Source organism: Desulfopila aestuarii DSM 18488, from assembly GCF_900143695.1.
Classification (GTDB): domain Bacteria; phylum Desulfobacterota; class Desulfobulbia; order Desulfobulbales; family Desulfocapsaceae; genus Desulfopila; species Desulfopila aestuarii.
The window spans coordinates 1-17526 of sequence record NZ_FRFE01000053.1; the positions used below are offsets into that span (position 1 = coordinate 1).

At 45.5% G+C, this 17526-nt stretch carries 16 protein-coding genes; 15 read left to right on the top strand and 1 reads right to left on the bottom strand.

The genetic code is table 11. From position 1 onward, the window contains the following. The 4 genes from BUF15_RS25065 to BUF15_RS25085 all read left to right on the top strand — a co-directional run. On the top strand, positions 1 to 336 hold a 336-nt coding region (locus BUF15_RS25065), incomplete at its 5' end, for a response regulator (protein ID WP_073616936.1). Between the two features lie 596 nt (positions 337 to 932). Beyond that, entirely contained in the window at positions 933 to 1184 is a 252-nt protein-coding gene (locus BUF15_RS28530) for a uroporphyrinogen decarboxylase family protein (protein ID WP_407642653.1), read from the top strand. 933 nt (positions 1185 to 2117) lie between these two features. Further along, positions 2118 to 2663 (top strand): substrate-binding periplasmic protein, encoded by a 546-nt coding sequence (locus BUF15_RS25080; protein ID WP_159441384.1) that lies wholly within the window; start codon positions 2118 to 2120, stop codon positions 2661 to 2663. Beyond that, positions 2660 to 4951, top strand: coding sequence for a hybrid sensor histidine kinase/response regulator (locus BUF15_RS25085; RefSeq protein ID WP_073616944.1), 2292 nt, complete (start codon positions 2660 to 2662; stop codon positions 4949 to 4951). The genes BUF15_RS25080 and BUF15_RS25085 overlap by 4 nt, the downstream gene beginning before the upstream one ends. A gap of 303 nt (positions 4952 to 5254) precedes the next feature. On the opposite strand, the gene BUF15_RS28535 is transcribed toward BUF15_RS25085, so the two are convergent. Further along, positions 5255 to 5452 carry a hypothetical protein gene (locus BUF15_RS28535; protein ID WP_143170876.1) on the bottom strand — a complete coding sequence of 66 codons (198 nt, stop codon included), beginning with the start codon at positions 5450 to 5452 and terminating at the stop codon, positions 5255 to 5257. 12 nt (positions 5453 to 5464) lie between these two features. Here BUF15_RS28535 and BUF15_RS27255 point away from each other — a divergent pair, with 12 nt between their 5' ends. From BUF15_RS27255 to BUF15_RS25135, 11 genes are all read left to right on the top strand, one after another. Then, a complete protein-coding gene (locus BUF15_RS27255; RefSeq protein ID WP_159441385.1) occupies positions 5465 to 5623 on the top strand; it encodes a hypothetical protein in 159 nt (52 codons plus the stop codon). A gap of 6 nt (positions 5624 to 5629) precedes the next feature. Next, on the top strand, positions 5630 to 5893 hold the full coding sequence (locus BUF15_RS28540) for a GntR family transcriptional regulator (protein WP_084554586.1): 264 nt from the start codon (positions 5630 to 5632) through the stop codon (positions 5891 to 5893). Positions 5894 to 6562: 669 nt separating this feature from the next. Next, positions 6563 to 7735 carry a hybrid sensor histidine kinase/response regulator gene (locus BUF15_RS25095; RefSeq protein ID WP_073616946.1) on the top strand — a complete coding sequence of 391 codons (1173 nt, stop codon included), beginning with the start codon at positions 6563 to 6565 and terminating at the stop codon, positions 7733 to 7735. Positions 7736 to 7739: 4 nt separating this feature from the next. After that, on the top strand, positions 7740 to 9107 hold the full coding sequence (locus BUF15_RS25100; RefSeq protein WP_159441386.1) for a sigma-54-dependent transcriptional regulator: 1368 nt from the start codon (positions 7740 to 7742) through the stop codon (positions 9105 to 9107). Between the two features lie 713 nt (positions 9108 to 9820). Then, positions 9821 to 10306 (top strand): hypothetical protein, encoded by a 486-nt coding sequence (locus BUF15_RS25105; RefSeq protein ID WP_073616950.1) that lies wholly within the window; start codon positions 9821 to 9823, stop codon positions 10304 to 10306. Between the two features lie 31 nt (positions 10307 to 10337). Continuing rightward, complete coding sequence (locus BUF15_RS25110) at positions 10338 to 12257, top strand: methyl-accepting chemotaxis protein (RefSeq protein ID WP_073616952.1); 1920 nt, start codon at positions 10338 to 10340, stop codon at positions 12255 to 12257. Positions 12258 to 12295: 38 nt separating this feature from the next. Then, positions 12296 to 12676: an STAS domain-containing protein gene (locus tag BUF15_RS25115; protein WP_073616954.1), complete on the top strand. Its 381-nt coding sequence runs from the start codon at positions 12296 to 12298 to the stop codon at positions 12674 to 12676. Between the two features lie 157 nt (positions 12677 to 12833). Then, positions 12834 to 13199 (top strand): response regulator, encoded by a 366-nt coding sequence (locus BUF15_RS25120; protein WP_073616956.1) that lies wholly within the window; start codon positions 12834 to 12836, stop codon positions 13197 to 13199. An 80-nt stretch (positions 13200 to 13279) separates the two neighbouring features. Beyond that, positions 13280 to 15424, top strand: a complete 2145-nt coding sequence (locus BUF15_RS25125) for a chemotaxis protein CheA (protein WP_073616958.1) — start codon at positions 13280 to 13282, stop codon at positions 15422 to 15424. Positions 15425 to 15603: 179 nt separating this feature from the next. Then, positions 15604 to 16107, top strand: a complete 504-nt coding sequence (locus BUF15_RS25130; RefSeq protein ID WP_200802486.1) for a chemotaxis protein CheW — start codon at positions 15604 to 15606, stop codon at positions 16105 to 16107. 58 nt (positions 16108 to 16165) lie between these two features. After that, positions 16166 to 17526, top strand: a 1361-nt coding sequence (locus BUF15_RS25135) for a methyl-accepting chemotaxis protein (protein WP_073616962.1), incomplete at its 3' end; no start/stop codon positions are given.

Below are 17526 nucleotides of genomic sequence, written 5' to 3' on the forward strand. Positions count from 1 at the left end.
AATGGGGCTATTGTCGATATTACCGTGAATGGGGAAGAGGCTGTGCAGGCTTTTCGAGTCGCCTTGCGCAAGCAGCAACCATACGACCTTATCTGTATGGATATCATGATGCCTATTATGGATGGACATGAAGCCCTGGTCGAAATTCGTGAGGTAGAGAAATCACTTGGGATAACTGGTCATGAAGAAGTAAAGGTCATAATGCTTTCGGCAATTGATGATGCATCAACTGTTATGAAAGCCTATTACAAAGGGGGGGCTACTTCATATATTGTCAAACCAATTGACAGTGAACGACTGATTCTTGAAATGCAGAATATCGGTGTGATTGCATAAATGTTTAGGCTATTAATCCGGTGGGCATTTTGACACACAAAAGCGACTCAACCAACACCTGCATCTACACAATATCGACCATATAAAGCATGCATCGGTTACTCTATTTGCCCGCCGGTTTAATAATACCATAATTATCACTATTTGACCACCTGGTTAATAGCAAAACGATGGGAGGAGGTGTATGATTCAGGTTCGAATGGCATCCCTTCAGCGAGTATTATGTGCGCTCTAGCATAAGCAGCCTGATCGAGTCCCTTTTTTTCTTTTACTTACCATGCTTGACGCCAAAGAACTTGGTCTCTCAATAAAAGACAATTTTTCAAGGGATGAAAATGTCGTTGAAGGGCAACTAAGGATGCGTGCAAAATATCGACATGACTGTCTCTATATTTTTTTCTATACTCCGATCGATGTGGAGTCCTGGGAGGGAGCGGTTGTCTATAGCGAGAATGGACCTCTAAATTGAGGATTACCTATTATTCGAAATTCTGATTACATTAAAGAACTGGGACTGCCAACATGTCCTGCAGCGAATCCAGTGCTCGCCAAAGTTTTACAATCGGCGCAAATGTTGAAAGATCGTGTCGGCAATGATGCGCCCATTGTCGGTGTTGTCATGTCGCCATTTTATTTGCCGGTCATGCAGATGGATTTTTAATAAATATATCAATTTCGTGTACGAGCACCCCGAGATATTAGAACATTTGATGAAAATCAATGAGGAATTTTGTGTTGAGTGGGCCAATGCACAGTTCAGGGCAGGATCAACGGCCATTTGTTATTATGATGCCTGTGGTATCCAGCACAATTTCAATCAGAGAAATGTATCTCAAAACCGGATTTAAAGTTGCCCAACGTACTCTTGAAAGAATCAAAGGCCTTACTGCTGCCTATTTGGCATCAGGGCGCTGTTCGACGATCTTGAACGACATTGCCCAAACTGGTAAAGAGATAGATTCGGCTCCCCCCAAGGACGATCACGGTGTTACGGCGTAGTTTGCAAAAATCACGAATAGGGCATCAACATTGACGATTTTGCGGTGCATGGCTACCACCTCTGGAAGATTAAGAACCTTCTTATCGAGACGAAAAACGTTGAAGCCGAGGGCATGACGTAGCGGGTAAAACGCTGTTGTGCAAGTGAGACGAGCATCGGCGAATCCGATGCAATGGTGCTCTGTCGAACGGCTTTGCAGACACGTCAAAATACCATGGGAACATACAATTTGATGTAAACCCGTTTCCTGCCAATAGACAGAGCTGGAACCAGTGTTGCAATGTACCTCGTTTTATGACAATGCTCCCCTGGCATCTATAGCTGCTAAGTGCAGATCGATCCTTTTCAATTATGAATATGATTGCCCCTTGTTGATACTCTGAACGCACATAGCTATACCCTCTGATACCAAAACCATGATACAATATGCTCGTGAAAATATGACTACCTCGCTAGTCAGCTGATTTCAGTCAATGTAGGGGACCTATAAGTATGTCAACATTTTTTCCCTCAAACCACGCAAGATGCGGATGATCCATTTTTCGACGTTCGAGGTAAGCTCATGCGATTGATAAGACAAGTTGCTCGTCGCGGTTCAATGAACATCTGCTCTCTACTTTATATCTGCAGTGTTCTTTATATATTTCTTTTTTCTGTGTCTCTAGCCGACGAGGGCGAAGATGTCTTCACCGTTAATACAGCAGATCAGCCTCCGTACTCAACGAAGGAGAATACAGGGTTTTATGATCAAATTGTTATACGGCTCTTTGAAGATCTGGGCATGAAGATACGAATTAATCATCTGCTGTCTTCTCGTTCCATCGAAAATCTTGATCTGGGGATCGATGATGCGGAATATGCTCGTATTGAAGGGCTGGGCGATCAATATTCCCATATCCGTATGGTCAATGAGCGATTGGTTGATTTCGCTTTCACCGCTTTTTCGAAAGATAGCAGTATCCTTATAAAAAACTGGGGGAGCTTGCAGAAATACAATGTCGGGTACCTGAAAGGGTGGAAAATTTATGAAATGAATGTGGGGGGGACAAAATCATTGCAGGTTGCTTCATCTGAAGAAGAATTGTTCAGGATGCTCGTTAATGACCGGGTGGATGTGATCCTCTATGAACGGCTGAGGGGCGCTGCGTACATGAAACGTAACCGAATTTCCGGCATATATGCCTTACAAAAACCAGTTGCGATACGGGGCATGTATCTCTATCTGAATGAAAAGCATGAAGAGCTTATTCCCGAGATAGAGAAAAGACTGAGGGTAATGAAATCGAGTGGCGAATATCAGCGGATTCTGGAATCATTTGTTAAATGAAATCCTTAACGTATTTTAGTCTGAAATATAAGCTTCTGATATTTTCCATTGCAGTATCGGCATGTCTTACCGCTCTTTTGGCAATTGTCGAAATTAATTACGATATCGAGATGCGTACAAATAACACAAAACTCGATTTTCTCCACTTCGAAACCAACCACAAGCAATACCTGGCCAATCAGTTATGGGCTATGGAATATGATTCTCTTGCTGCATTTATCAAAAACCAGGTTGATCAAGAGCATATCAGTGCGATAGAGATTTCTGACCTACGTGGTAACCGGGTTGCTGCAGCAGGCCGTTTTGAGACAAATATGTTACTGGAATGGAAATTTGAGCTGACGTACTACCATAACAACCAGTCTATCAAGATCGGTGAGGTGATCTTACAGGGAATCCTGCCAACTTTTCCCAAAGTGATCAAGGAGCGGTGGCAGGATGTTTTTCTGGTGAATGGCCTTATGGTTGTCATCATTTTCTTCTCCTCGTATTTACTTTTCTACTGGAGCGTTCTGGGTAGAATTCTAAAAATTACCCAGTTTGTCAGCTCAGTCAGTCCGGTTGGTGGTGAACCACCGCCAATGCTACCATCATCTAGCGGCATTCCCGATGAAATTTCGCTTTTGACTGCTGCTCTGCATGAAAGGACCGAACGAATCAATAACGAAATGACCAATAGAATTATTGCAGAAGAAAAGGTCAGGGAAAAGAATATTCAGCTGACTGCCGAGATCCAAGAGCGGCAGTTTGCAGAACAAGTGCTGAAAGCCTCTAAAGAAACCTATATTTCCATACTGAATGGGATTGAAGCAGCGATCTATGTGGCGGATATAAAAACGCATGAGATCCTGTTTGCCAATAAATATCTGATTGAAAGTTTCGGAGGCGATATGACCGGCAGTAAGTGTTTTGATGCTCTTCGAAAAAGAAGTGAACAATGTCCAGATTGCACTAATCCAAAGCTGCTTGACAGAAATGGCAATCCCTTTGGAGTCTGTGTCTGGCATGGTCAGAATCCAGTGAATCTCAGGTGGTATCTGAATTATGACCGCGCAATCAAATGGACGGATGGCAGAATAGTCAGAATCCAGATAGGCACTGATATTACTGACCTGAAAGAGATGGAAGAGAAACTCCGTCAATCTCAGAAAATGGAGTCTATCGGCATGTTAGCTGGAGGGATTGCCCATGATTTCAACAATATCCTAGGAGCAATCCTTGGTTATTCAGAAATGGTACAAGAGGAGTGCCCAATAGGATCTCCGATGAGGAGTGATATCGATAAGGTTATCAAGGCAAGCCACAGGGCTAAAGAGCTTGTGAAGCAGATTCTTGCCTTTAGTCGCCAAGCAGATTCTGAAAAAATAGTCTTGCAACCTGCTTTAATTTTAAAAGAAGCAATGAAAATGCTTCGTGCATCACTCCCTAAGACCATTGATATCCGGCAAAATATCGATCTGGAGGCTGGATTGGTTTTTGCTGATCCCACACAGGTTCACCAGATAATAACCAACCTTTGTACTAATGCTTTCCACGCTATGGAAAAAACTGGCGGTATTCTCGACATTTCCCTGCAAAGCAAAGAATTGGACCTGGCCGATTTAGTTAGCGAACCACATGTGCAGCCTGGGCGTTTTGTAGAAATCTCTGTAGGAGATACTGGCTCAGGAATAGCACCAGAATTAATGGACAAAATTTTCGATCCTTTCTTCACTACCAAGGAGGTCGGTAAAGGTACAGGGATGGGTCTTGCCATTATCCATGGAATCACCCAAAAATATGGTGGATTTATTTCCTGTAAAAGTTCACCCGGCGAAGGGACAACTTTTAATGTGTACCTGCCAGTTCATGCAGAAACGTCTCTACCAGAAGCAGAAGCGACACTTGTAGAGATGATCCAAACTGGCATTGAGCATATTCTCTTTATTGACGATGAGGAGATGCTTGCTGAAATGGGTAAGACCATGCTCGAACGACTTGGTTATAGGGTGACAGTAGAGACAAATAGCATCGAGGCTTTAAAAATTATACAAAATCAACCGGACCGTTTCGACTTAGTCATCACGGATCAAACGATGCCAGGTATGACTGGAAGTGACCTGGCGCGCCGCATACTGCAAATACGCCCGAACCTGCCGATTATTCTATGCACGGGTTTTAGCAACCTTATTTCGGAAGAAAAGGCCAGAATATACGGGATAAAGGGATTTGCGATGAAGCCTCTAGCGAAAAAGGATCTCGCTACCCTTATAAGAAAAGTGCTGGATGGAGAAGAAAAAGAAGGATAATACCATCACCTAGCGGAGTAGGTACACTACAGGTGTATTACTATTGCCACGTCGAAGCTCTGCATTTTCAATTTAGGATTCAGGTTTACCCCATTACTGACTCCAGGAATTTTTGCTTATTCAAATTCCTTCTAAGTAACAAAAAATGAAAATCAATCCGTGATATGCTGTTAACTAAATGATTTTGTTCGATTTCAAAATGGTTTTTTCATGCGTTCATTGTGTTTTCGTTCTTGCTAGGCAAATATGCTTTCGTCATACGGTTTTTGATTTTTGATCAAAAATTCGATGATTCGAACCAATTTATCTGCTGTTGCTGTTATAGCTTTTGGAGTACCAGGACATGTATGCATACGCCGATAATAATAGCCAAGCTATGATTTGCTTCGAATTAACGTTCGCTGATATGGGTAATGTCTGAGCAGCACGATTGGAACCCGGTCGAGTCCTCGATGAAAGTATTTTACTCCCACTGACCTTGATGCTGGGACATAATCCCAACCAAGAAGCAAAATGTTTCGCTTATTTCCAGCGGCTCATATCAAGGCCAATCTCGGCAATAATTTAGAGGGCACTGTTGATGTCGATACAGTCAATTTCTGTCAGATCGACAAGGATCGTCCGTTGCAGCGTCTCTTCAACACTGGCAGGAGGCCTCTTGTCGGTGTCTGACGTAGCATCGAACGGGCTATCTTTGAGGGCAATCTTCACCCAGGGGATCAACTTCCACCCCAGCGCGAATTCGCCGATCCCCTATGGGGAACCCTTGGGACCGTCACCCGCGGTTACAAGGAAGTGCGGCGTTGCGGCTTACTTGTAGGCGAGACCGGACGAGGAACATTTCTCCACGTAGCGGATACCTACACCCTCTTCACGACCGACACAACAATCCGGCGACGGCAGCAAAAACATTTCCTTCGATCAGAACTTTCCTGTTCATGATGGTCAACCGAACCTGGGCGAACAGCTTAGCAGGCTGGCTGCGGATAATCGTCTGGATAAGCTGCTGAGCTATTTAAAAGCAGTTGGCTTGCCGGAGCATCGGGAGGTGGCATTCCCCTGGCTAGCCACCTTGTGCGTCGCTACAAAACGGGAGAGTGTTTTTATTGCTGCCGGGGGACAACACTCCATCTATACGGTCCTCCTCTCGCAGGGCTGCGATAGCGGTCCAGGGCCTGGGTCCAGAACAAGCATTTTGTTTTACCACTCTTTCCAACTGTGTATCTCTAGGTTTACGTGGTGAAAGTAGGCTGAGTGAAACGCTAACATCAAGATATAAAATAATGTAAAGGGATATGCTCAACCTCTATGTGAGGAGCGTCTTTATGTGACCATGGGAGGTAAAAATGCCACCTTATCTGACTTTGTATATTATCTCGCATTGCCTTTTTCAGAGATGACGATGGCAGGACTTTCCTAAGATTTTGAAAATGTTTTGTATTCAAATTGCGACTGTTTCGATGGTATGATACTTGCTTAACCATTATGGTGCGAACCACTCATCTGTCGATGGAGCAATCTATTGATAACGGGTATTCATTATTCTTTTGCTTTTGCCAGGCAATGGCACGATGCATGCCATTGCCAATACGATGAGAGTATTCACCTGAAATGAAAAAAGACAATCAACTGCAGAACGGGGTGTCGGAATTGGCAAAACGGGGCGATGCCTTGTTGGAATACAAATATTTTCGTTCTCTTTGTCTTATGACAAGGGGGGTAACGCACGATTATAACAATATCTTTACAGGGTTATCGGGGCAGTTGAGCCTGATTGCCCAAGAGGCTGGTTTTGGCTCAATAGGAGAGCATCGGATACAACTGGTCAGTGACCTGTTAACAAGGGGGGTTAACAGAACGTCTATTCTCTATGAATTTTCTCGCTATACATATACGGAGAAAGCAGACCATTCCCTTGATCGGATACTGGAGTTTGCTGTTGAAGCGTTGAATACACTCTCCCGTTCCCACCAGTTTGTGATTGAAAAGAGAGGAGAGCTCCCACGATTGCATTGCAGAATGAAAGACATTGTCATGATGCTATTTTATCTTGGGGAAAACGGCCTCGAAGCAATGCCTGATGGTGGCGTTATCACGTTGATGGCCACAAGTGAACAGAGCCTTGACGATCTGCTCGTCCTCTCAGTGCGGAACAAGGGGAAAGGTGTCTCCTCCAAGGTGGCTGAGTCGCTTTTTGAACCTTTTGTGACGACGAAAAGCTCCCAGAACGGGTTGTCTGGTTTGGGGCTATATGCGGCCAGGAATATTGCTCGAGAACACGGCGGAACGTTGTTCTATTCAGATGAAAAAAACGGAGAAACCATTTTTACGGCACAATTCCCTCTGCCCCGCCAAGCAGTGATGAAGAATCAACGGGTGGGGGGAGAGGTCCATTTTACAGCGGCTCCCATAAAGAAAGAAGTTGGACGAAAAAGGGAGATATTCTTTGTGGTTGAAGACGACGAGGCGATGCGGGATCTGATCGTGAGCAGTTTGCAGCGTCGAGGACATGTGGTATTTTCAGCCGAAACCTGTGGCGAAGCGATTGAAGATTTTGAGCTTGTTCACGAAGCCGTTACAGTTCTTTTGATTGATGTTGGCTTGACCGATAGCGACGGATTCGAATGTTTGGAGAAATTGGCGAAGATCAGTACTCAGGCAAAGGTTATATTTATGTCAGGTGAAGATATTGGTGAACAGGATTACTTGAAACGTAATGCTGTATTTTTGAAAAAACCGTTTACCGCAAACGACATTGAAAGAGTGGTGGCTCAAGGTGAATAACGCTGTGAAGGCAAAAAAAAGTGTCAGGGTTCTTGTTGTTGACGACGAGAGATCAATTGCCGACTTTATTGACGAGGTGTTAACCGCTCAGGGCTACCAGGTGAGTTCGTTTTCCGATTCTGAGGAGGCATATAGGATTGCAGGTCGTCAGGAATTTCAGCTTGCCCTGATCGATATAAATATGCCGGGTATCAACGGGGTACAACTGTCGAAAAAAATAATGGAGTGCTTTCCGGACACAGAAATCATAATTATTACCGGTGTGCCGGAAGAGAATAATCTTGATCCCTGTTTGAAAATGGGACTCACACACTACTTGTTCAAGACCTTCAACGAATCCCAGCTTATCTATACCGTGTACGCGGCTTTACATTTTCAAAGACTTCGTAATGCTTACCTGAGTGACTCAGAAAAAATCAGAGGCTGTAACCTTATAGGGGTTTCGATGTCTACTCGGGATGTCCGTCAAGAGGTTCTTTCTGTTGGTAAAACCGATTTACCTGTTCTTATTATGGGAGAGTCTGGCACGGGGAAAGAGATTATTGCCCGTGATATTCATCGCAACAGTGCGAGAAGAAGCGCAAAACCCTTTATTCCGATAAACTGTGCGGTACTCGGCTCGTTGGCCGAATCTGAGCTTTTTGGCCATGTCAGCGGAGCTTTTACCGGTGCCTCGAAAACGACCGCAGGCTATGTCGGTGCGGCTGATAAAGGCACGTTATTTCTTGATGAAATCGGTGAGCTGTTACCGGAAATTCAGGCGAAACTCCTCCGTTTTTTAGATGATGGAGAGTACAGCAAGGTGGGTGACACAAGTATCAGGCATGCAGATGTCAGGATTGTTGCTGCAACAAACCGGGATCTCGAAAAAATGTGTGATGAAGGGAGCTTTCGTACCGATCTTTTCTATCGCTTATCCGGAGCCATAATAAAGACAACACCATTGCATGAAAGAAAAGCGGATATCCTGCCGCTGATCTGGCATTTTCTGGCCCTCTTTGGAACTGCGAAAAACATTACCTATGATATTTCAGCAGACGCATGTTCCCGACTGGTCGAAGAGGATTGGCCTGGAAATGTACGTCAATTGAAGCAGACTTTATACAAAATATCACAAACATCTGATACCCGGAAAATATCGCTTGCAGATGTGCAACGGACCTTGGGTGGTTCCGGCGAGAAACAATCATTTAAAACATATAAAGATGCCAAAGTGGAAGTGTTGCTCGACTTTGATAAAGAGTACTTGCTCAAAACACTTTACCTGGCAAAGGGCAGTCTTAAAAAAGCCCTTGAATTGAGTGGGATGCATAAGAAAAACTTTTATACAAAAATTAAAGAGTTGGGGCTTTCTGTGAAAGATTTTTCTTGAGAACAGGAACAGAATTGAAACCCAATCCCGATTTGCTCTTTTTATAGCAACTGTCAGTAATAGCGTTGCTGCAGGGCAGCAACGTGAAACACACATGATGACTAAGAACAGATGTAAGAAGGACGACGAAAGTATGCTTCAAGGCAATTTACAGTAGGTAAAAATACCTCCCAGAAAAAGTTTGAGCGTATATCTCCAAAACCTCACTCCGCCTCATATTCCCTGTCAAATCCTATCAGTTATTATTGTTTTCTTGAATTAAGCCAAAATACGCTGATTGGTGAGAGAGAAATAACCGCAGTATCACCTCCAAAAGTGGTAGTAGGTAAAAAGACCTCCACTAAGCCGCTGGTTTTCTGACTCTATGAATTCGTAAATAATCGTATGATTACGCTTTGATAAGATGTTTTTATGCCGATAATCCTCTGTCGGCAAAATCAGCTTGATTCTAACCTGTTCAATGAGGAGGTAATTCTACCTCCGCTATCTGGATGGTATCGCTTACATCCTCTACTGCGGCGTGCTTCTTGATTGCACCACAATTTGTAAAAGATTGATATTTTACCGTTATTTCCCCATTGCATCTCCTTGTTCTTGAGTGGCACGTTTTATGCTATTGAAAAGTAGGTTTGCCTATCTACTGCTTGTATGCATTTGAGAAGAGTGGAATGGGACTGGGATAACGTCCGCTGCTGCAGGAAAAGAGGTATCGCATGCATTTGATTTGTTCATATTGCGGAAGATATATCAAAGAAAAAGAGCCATTTGAGGTCTCAAGGAATACTCATGGCATATGTCCGGATTGCATTATCCCCTTATTAAAACAGGATAATGGACTTTTCTATGATGAATATCTGGAAACATTCGATGTTCCCGTTGTGATATTAGACTCTCAGTGTCGCGTTGCTGCCGCAAATCAAGCTGGTTTGAGCATGATGAAGAAACCAATTGAGCGTGTAATGGGGATGCTTGGTGGTGAAGCATTAGAGTGCAGGCATTCGAAATTGGCAGGAGGGTGTGGCAGAACCGTACACTGTGAAACGTGCACTATACGAAATCTCATTTTGGAAACAATGGAGCATAAAATTCCAAAATACAACCAGTCCATAACAATCGATACAGGAAAAGGTTTGAGCAATTTTACGGTCTCAACCATTTTTTATGATGGGATGGTTCACATCGTTTTTGAAAATATTTAGCCAGGCAGAGGATAGCAAACACAGATGCCAGATGGTAACCACCAAAGGTAAACGAGCCATTAACAATATGAAAGAAATGAAGAATCTTCAGGGGCAACACCTTATCGATATACATGAGATCACTGCGTGTGCAAAAGACCTCAATGCTCTGGGCCCCGATACAGAACCTGAGTTTTTGACTATTGGCAAAACGCTCAACACCTTGGCAACCATTTGTTTTGGCATGACAGATAATGCGTTAAAATTGAGTGCATTAGCCAATTTCAGCACTGGCGATACGACTTCCGAAAATGCATCAATTCTCGAAGCGAACACACAACTCTTTGATGCAGTAGCCAATCATGTCAAATCAACAATTAATTCCCTTGGCGAAGGCGATAGTCTTCTGGCAGAGCTTTTTGTTCAGGTAAAAAAGTTACGTGATCCAATCGGCAGACTTCAAAGCATTGGTAAGACGTTTCGTGTCCTGGGGATAGCAATCAAGGTTGAAAGTTCAAGAACCCCGGAAGGCATGCAGGGTTTCATTCTCCTTGCCGATGAAGTCGCAGATATTGCGGGGCTGGTCCTGGATAATTGCAGATATTGCATCGATAAAGCAAATCTCGTTGAGAATGGTATCTCAAATTCGCGGCAGGTCTTGGACAGTACAGACGTGTCTTACGACGACAGTGGCGAAAGGGCAATAAACAACATTTTGCAATCACTCGATGATATCGGCCGTCGGTCGGATCAGCTTGCTTCCGGGATCCAGGAGCGTTCAAGCGCGATGGTGCAGGGAATAGGTGATGTTGTCATGGCTATGCAGTTCCATGATATCACCAGGCAACAGCTTGAAAATGTTTCTTCCGCTCTCACAGAGGTCAGCGGGAAAGCTGAATCCATTCATGCTATGGAGACAGCAGAGGAGAGTGAACAGGCCGCCCTTGAAATATACTCAATTTTATCCATTCAGGCCGCACATCTCAACTCGATCTACGAGCAGGTTATACATGCCAGGAAACAAATTGCGACCGGGCTTAAGAAGTCGATGGAACAGGCGCAAATTCAGGCAAAAGACGCCAGGACCTTGTTAGAGATGGAGGGGAGGACGGGGAATAGTTCGATCGTAGCAGATCTTGAATCAGAGATTGATAATGTTTCGTTATCACTCAACAAATCTTTGCAAGTTGTCAAGCAGGCGGCTGAAGTAAGTCGGAACGTCTATGACAATGTCGTTGAGATAGGAAGTTTTGTAAATAAAATCGAAGAGATAGCTTCAGATGTAAAGGTGCTGGCTATTAATGCAATGGTGGAGGCGATTAAAACAAGTGTCGGCGGGGAAACTCTCGCCGTGCTCGCCAAAGAGTTGAGCAATCTTTCACAGGAAACCCGCGATGGTGCAACTGAGTCCATCGAAATGCTGCAAAGTATCATGGCAGGAACCGAAAAGCAGCTTGAGTTTGCCAATACCCTCAACCAGAACAGTGTGACGGTAGATGAGATGATTGACGGTGCGAAAAAATTCACCGGAGAAATTCTCTCATCGCTGCAAGAAGTCACCACTATTGGTCAGCAAATGGACAGCGCCAGTCGAGATCTTTCCAACCGGATAATGAAACTGGTTCCAGGGATTAAATTCCCTCAGATACTGGGGGATAGGATAGACCGGAACTGGCAGACCGTCTGCCGCACCATTGATCAGATAGAAGATGCCTATCCCCGCTTCAAGGATAGAAGTTCTGAAGTAAAGGAAATGGTAGAGAAACTCGCGCAACAATATGTCATGGATCGCGAGCGGTCCATTCATGCTCAGGTTGCCGGACAAGGCAGCACTGATACTGACTCTTCAGACGTTGATCTGTTTGAGGACGATGGTTTTGAGCTGTTCGATGCTGATACACCCGAGGAAAAAAAGAATTCCGGTGGCAAGGCAAAAGAAGAGGATTTTGGCGACAATGTCGAGCTGTTTTAATGCCGATGAGCCAATACTGCTGGGCAAGGAGAACAAATATGGAGCATTCACTGAAAATTACCAGAACGGACGTCGGAAAAGAGGGAACACTTTCTCTCGTGGGTGATGTGACCATGACAGAGGTTCAGGAAACGAAAGGCGCATTACTTGAGGCGATAGGCGAAGTCGATCGGCTCTATCTTGATCTCCATCAGGTTGAGTCGGCCGATGTCTCCTTTATCCAATTACTCTGTGCCGCCCACCGTGAATGTTTTTTAACAAAGAAGGATCTTTTTTTACAAGGCAAAGTCAGTGGCAACTTGGAAACGCTGCTGGAACGAGCTGGCTATGTAAAACAGTGTGGGTGTTTCCCCGCTGCCCGAGAGAGCTGTTTATGGAGTGTTTGTGGGGGCAATCTTAACTTTGACACACGGGAATAGTTTTCAGAACATTTTACTTCATAAAGCGTACAGAGATAAAAATGCCCCAATGGGCGGTGCAGCATAGTTTTAAAGGTTTTGGGATTGGCAGCATGAGCATATTTGCAAAACCGAGAGTACCAAATTTCTATACAAGAACCAAAAAAGGATAAACGCGATGGCTAAGACAATTTTGACCGTGGACGATAGCGCAAGTGTCCGTCAGATGGTGAGCTTCACCTTGAAGGGGGCTGGGTACACTGTTATCGAAGCGGTGGATGGAGAAGATGGCCTGACAAAATTAAACGGTGCAACTGTTGATATGGTCATAACGGATCTGAATATGCCCAAACTGGATGGAATAGGTTTCATAAAAAAAATCCGTGCCAATACAAAGTGTAAATTTATCCCGGTCATCATGCTGACAACAGAATCCCAGGCTGAAAAAAAGCAGGCCGGTAAGGCGGCCGGGGCAACAGGCTGGATAGTTAAACCGTTTAAACCTGAACAACTGCTCGACGTTGTGAAGAAGGTGCTGCGCTAGCAAGAGTTAGTGGTGGTTTCAGTCGGTACGGATCAGCTGATCAGTGGGACAATTAATGGAAATCCAGGAGCCAAAGAGTCATGAGTGATGCTCAAGGTCTTGATGCCGGAAGGGCTGTATTTCTTGTAGAAGCAACCGAAATCCTCGAACAGCTGGAAGAATCTTTGCTGGAACTGGAAGAGTCTCCGGATAATTCCGAGCTGGTGGGGAGTGTTTTCAGGGCGTTACATACCATAAAAGGTTCAGGTGCAATGTTCGGTTTTGATCGTGTTTCCTTGTTCACCCATGAGGTGGAGACCGTTTTCGACGAGGTCCGGTCCGGAAAGATGGAGGTCAGCCGCGAACTCATCGATCTTACCCTGACTTCCCGCGACATCATCCGGGGGATGCTTGACTCAGATCAAGGTGAAGACACCGCATTGGATGAAGAAGCGCAACGGGTCGTTACCTCCCTGAAAAAACTTTCTTCACCAACCCCTGCCGCAAAAGAGATTCCAGTACCGCAGGAAGATGCAGTTTACGAGAAAGCCGACAAAGAAGAAGCAACGCTTACCACCTGGCGAATCCGTTTTAAGCCACCTGAGGATATTTTCAGTACAGGAACAAATCCACTCTTTTTACTCGAAGACCTGAGAGAACTTGGCGATTGTGACATGGTCAGCATGACCGATGAGATTCCTCGCTTATCAGAACTTGACCCAGAACGATTGTATTTTGGCTGGGATATTTTACTGACGACGGATAAAGGCAGAGACGCAATTGAGGATGTTTTTATCTTCATCGGCGAGGATTCCGATCTGAAGATCGAACCTGTAGAGCATCATAACATGCCCGATGAAGAGGATGCGCAGGATAAACTCCTTCGTCTGGGAGATATTCTGGTAATGCGTGGCGAGCTTGACCGGGAACAGCTGAGCAAAGCGGTGGACAGCCAGAAACGGCTCGGTGAAATCCTTGTGGAAAAAGGTCTCGTTACAGCAGACAAGATCGACGCAGCCTTAAGAGAACAGAATCATCTCAAAAAAGCCAAAGCCAAAGTCAAAGAACAGAGCAAACAGAAGCCGGTTATAGATTCAAGTATCCGGGTGCCATCATCCAAGCTTGATGAGCTGGTCAATCTCGTCGGCGAACTCGTTACGGTACAGGCACGACTGAGTCAGCTGGCAAATGGTGGGGAAGATGGACAGCTCAAGTTTCTGGCTGAAGAAGTGGAGCGTCTCAGTGCCGAGCTGCGCGATAATACCATGAATATACGAATGGTGCCCATCGGAGCGACGTTCACCAAATTCAGGCGACTGGTACGTGATCTGTCGAGTGATCTTGGCAGAGAGGTGGTTTTAACCACAGTGGGTGAAGAGACCGAGCTTGACAAGACGGTTATCGAAAAACTTAACGATCCCATGGTGCACCTGATTCGCAATGCCCTGGACCACGGGGTGGAGCCTCCGGATAAGCGAGCCGCCAGCGGCAAAAATCGAGAAGGCTCCATTCATTTAGAGGCTGAACATTCTGGGGCGCATGTCTTTATCCGCGTCAGAGACGATGGCGCTGGCATCAACAAAGAGAAAATCCGCAAAAAAGCAATTGAACGCGGCCTCATGGAAGAGGGGGTCGATATCTCAGATGATGAGTTGTACAGTTTTATCTTTTCCCCCGGTTTTTCGACCGCCGTTGTTGTGAGCAGTGTTTCGGGGCGGGGAGTCGGTATGGATGTGGTCCGCACCAACATCGATGCATTGCGGGGCAGTGTCGATGTCAAAAGTGTTGAAGGAGAAGGGACAACGGTAACATTGAAAATCCCATTGACCCTGGCAATCATAGAAGGCTTGCTGACTAGGGTTGGCGATGAACGTTATGTGTTGCCGCTCTCGGCTGTCGAGGAATGTGTTGAGTTGGTAGAGGACGAAGCAGGAGCCTCCAGGGGACGCAACCTTGCCCATATTCGAGGTGAGCTAATCCCATATGTCCACCTCAGGCGCCATTTTAACATCCAGGGCAAAAGAGCCGCAATCGAACAGATTGTGATTACCCACATTGATGGCCACCGCATCGGTTTTGTTGTTGACGAAGTAATTGGACAGCACCAGACGGTGATTAAGAATCTCGGTCATATGTATCGAAATGTAAAGGAAATATCTGGGGCCACTATTCTGGGAGATGGCACCTTGGCCCTTATTCTGGATGTTCCCTGTCTGGTTCAGGAAGTTCAAAATAATCAGCTATGAATTCAATGTGTTGAGAACAAATACGGCAGATCAGAAATAGTGGCATAAACTGATGTAATACAAAATCAAAACAGTGTCTTACAAGCAGACGGTCGTGAGAGACCATACTGAAAAGTATCTGATTCCGCTTGTCCCGATAATCAGAGAAACCCCTAAAATTGAATATGGGAGAAGAGGCTATGAGCGAAACCGGCAGTATAGAAATGAATCAATATCTCACCTTTAAGCTCGATGAAGAGGTCTTTGGTCTGGCCATCGGTAAAGTGAGAGAAGTCCTCGATTTCACTACAGTGACTCGGGTACCCCAGACACCGGCATATATGCGGGGGGTGATCAATCTGCGCGGCAGCGTGGTGCCGGTGATCGACCTGAACCTGAAATTCGGCATGAAGCAGACGGAGAAGACGGTCAATACCTGTATCATCATCGCTGAAATCGAGATGGACGGTGAGATCACCGTTCTCGGGGCCTTGGCAGACTCGGTTCAGGAAGTAGTAGAGCTGGAACCAGATCAAATCGAACCGGCACCAAAAATCGGCACGAAACTGAACACTGCTTTCATTAAGGGGATGGGCAAGCGGGAAGAAGTCTTCATAATCCTCCTGGACATCGACAAGGTCTTCTCCTACGAAGAACTTGCCATGGTGCAGGGCGGAGAGCCCCAGCCGGAAAAGGAAGACTGAAATCAACAACAGCGACCATGATTTTCCATTGAAAACAAATGAACAGAGAGGTCTGGGAATGAAACTTGGAATTAAAATTGGATTGGGATTTGCCGCTCTGCTGATTATCTCCATTTGCCTTGGCGGCCTCGCCATCTTCAACATGAGCAATATCAAAACCAAATCAACAATGCTTGAAAAGGAATACGTTCCAGAGGTCGGAATTGCCAACCAGATTGAGCGCAGTTCTTTTCGGACGATGTATGCCATGCGCGGCTATGGCTTCACAGGGGAGAAAAGCCTTCTGGATAACGCCAATGAAAATATCAAGGCTCTGCATGAGCGCTTAGATCAGGCCAAGGTCCTGGGCGATAACTCACCAAATCTGAAGGCCCTGAAACCCGCCGTAGAAAAAGTTGAAAAGGAACTTGCCGACTATGAGAAAGCGGTTGCCGAGACGGTGGAAGTCAATGCGAAAATGGATGAGTATCGGCATCAATTGGACAGTTCCGCCAAGGAATATATGGATAACTGTAACGACTTCCTTGCCGGTCAAAACAAGAAAATGGAGGCAGATATCAAGGCTGGTCTCAGTGAGGAGCAGCTCGACGAACGACTTGAGAAGATAACTGTGGTGAACGATATAATCGACGTCGGCAACGCCACCCGCATTGCCGCCTGGAAATCCCAGGCGCAAAGGGAGCCGAAGATCATTCAGGATGCCTATACCAACTTTGATGTGATGAAAGAAAAATTTGCAGAGCTACGTAAAATAACTCGCCTCGAGGAAGATATAAAGCGGATAGACAATACCGAAAATGCAGCTGCACAGTACAAACAGGCGATGGTTAATTTTCTTGATCTTTGGCTGAAAAATGTGGAACTGGGACAAAAACGCGGTGAAATCGGCGATTCAGTACTAGCCCAGGCCCGCGAGGTTGCCGTCAAAGGCATGGAAGGCACCATAAACATCGCTGAGGAGGCGGTATCCGCGCTGGGTAAATCCAGCAACATAATGATTGCCGGACTGATTGCGGCTGTTCTCATCGGTATTCTCATCGCCTTCTTTATTACCCGCGCTATCACCAAACCAATTTTTATGGGAGTCAAGTTTGCGGAAACCGTTGCCAACGGTGACCTCACTCAACGTCTTGATATCGTGCAGAAAGATGAGATCGGTCAATTGGCGAACGCCCTTAACAATATGGTCGATAAACTGAAAGAGGTGGTCGGCAATGTCCAGAGTGCCGCCGATAATGTTGCCTCAGGCAGTCAGGAACTCTCGGCCTCATCTGAAGAGATGAGCCAGGGGTCGACCGAACAGGCTGCAGCAGCTGAAGAGGCATCCAGCTCCATGGAGCAGATGGCTGCCAATATCCGCCAAAATGCCGATAACGCAATGCAGACCGAAAAAATAGCCAGCAAGAGTGCGGAAGATGC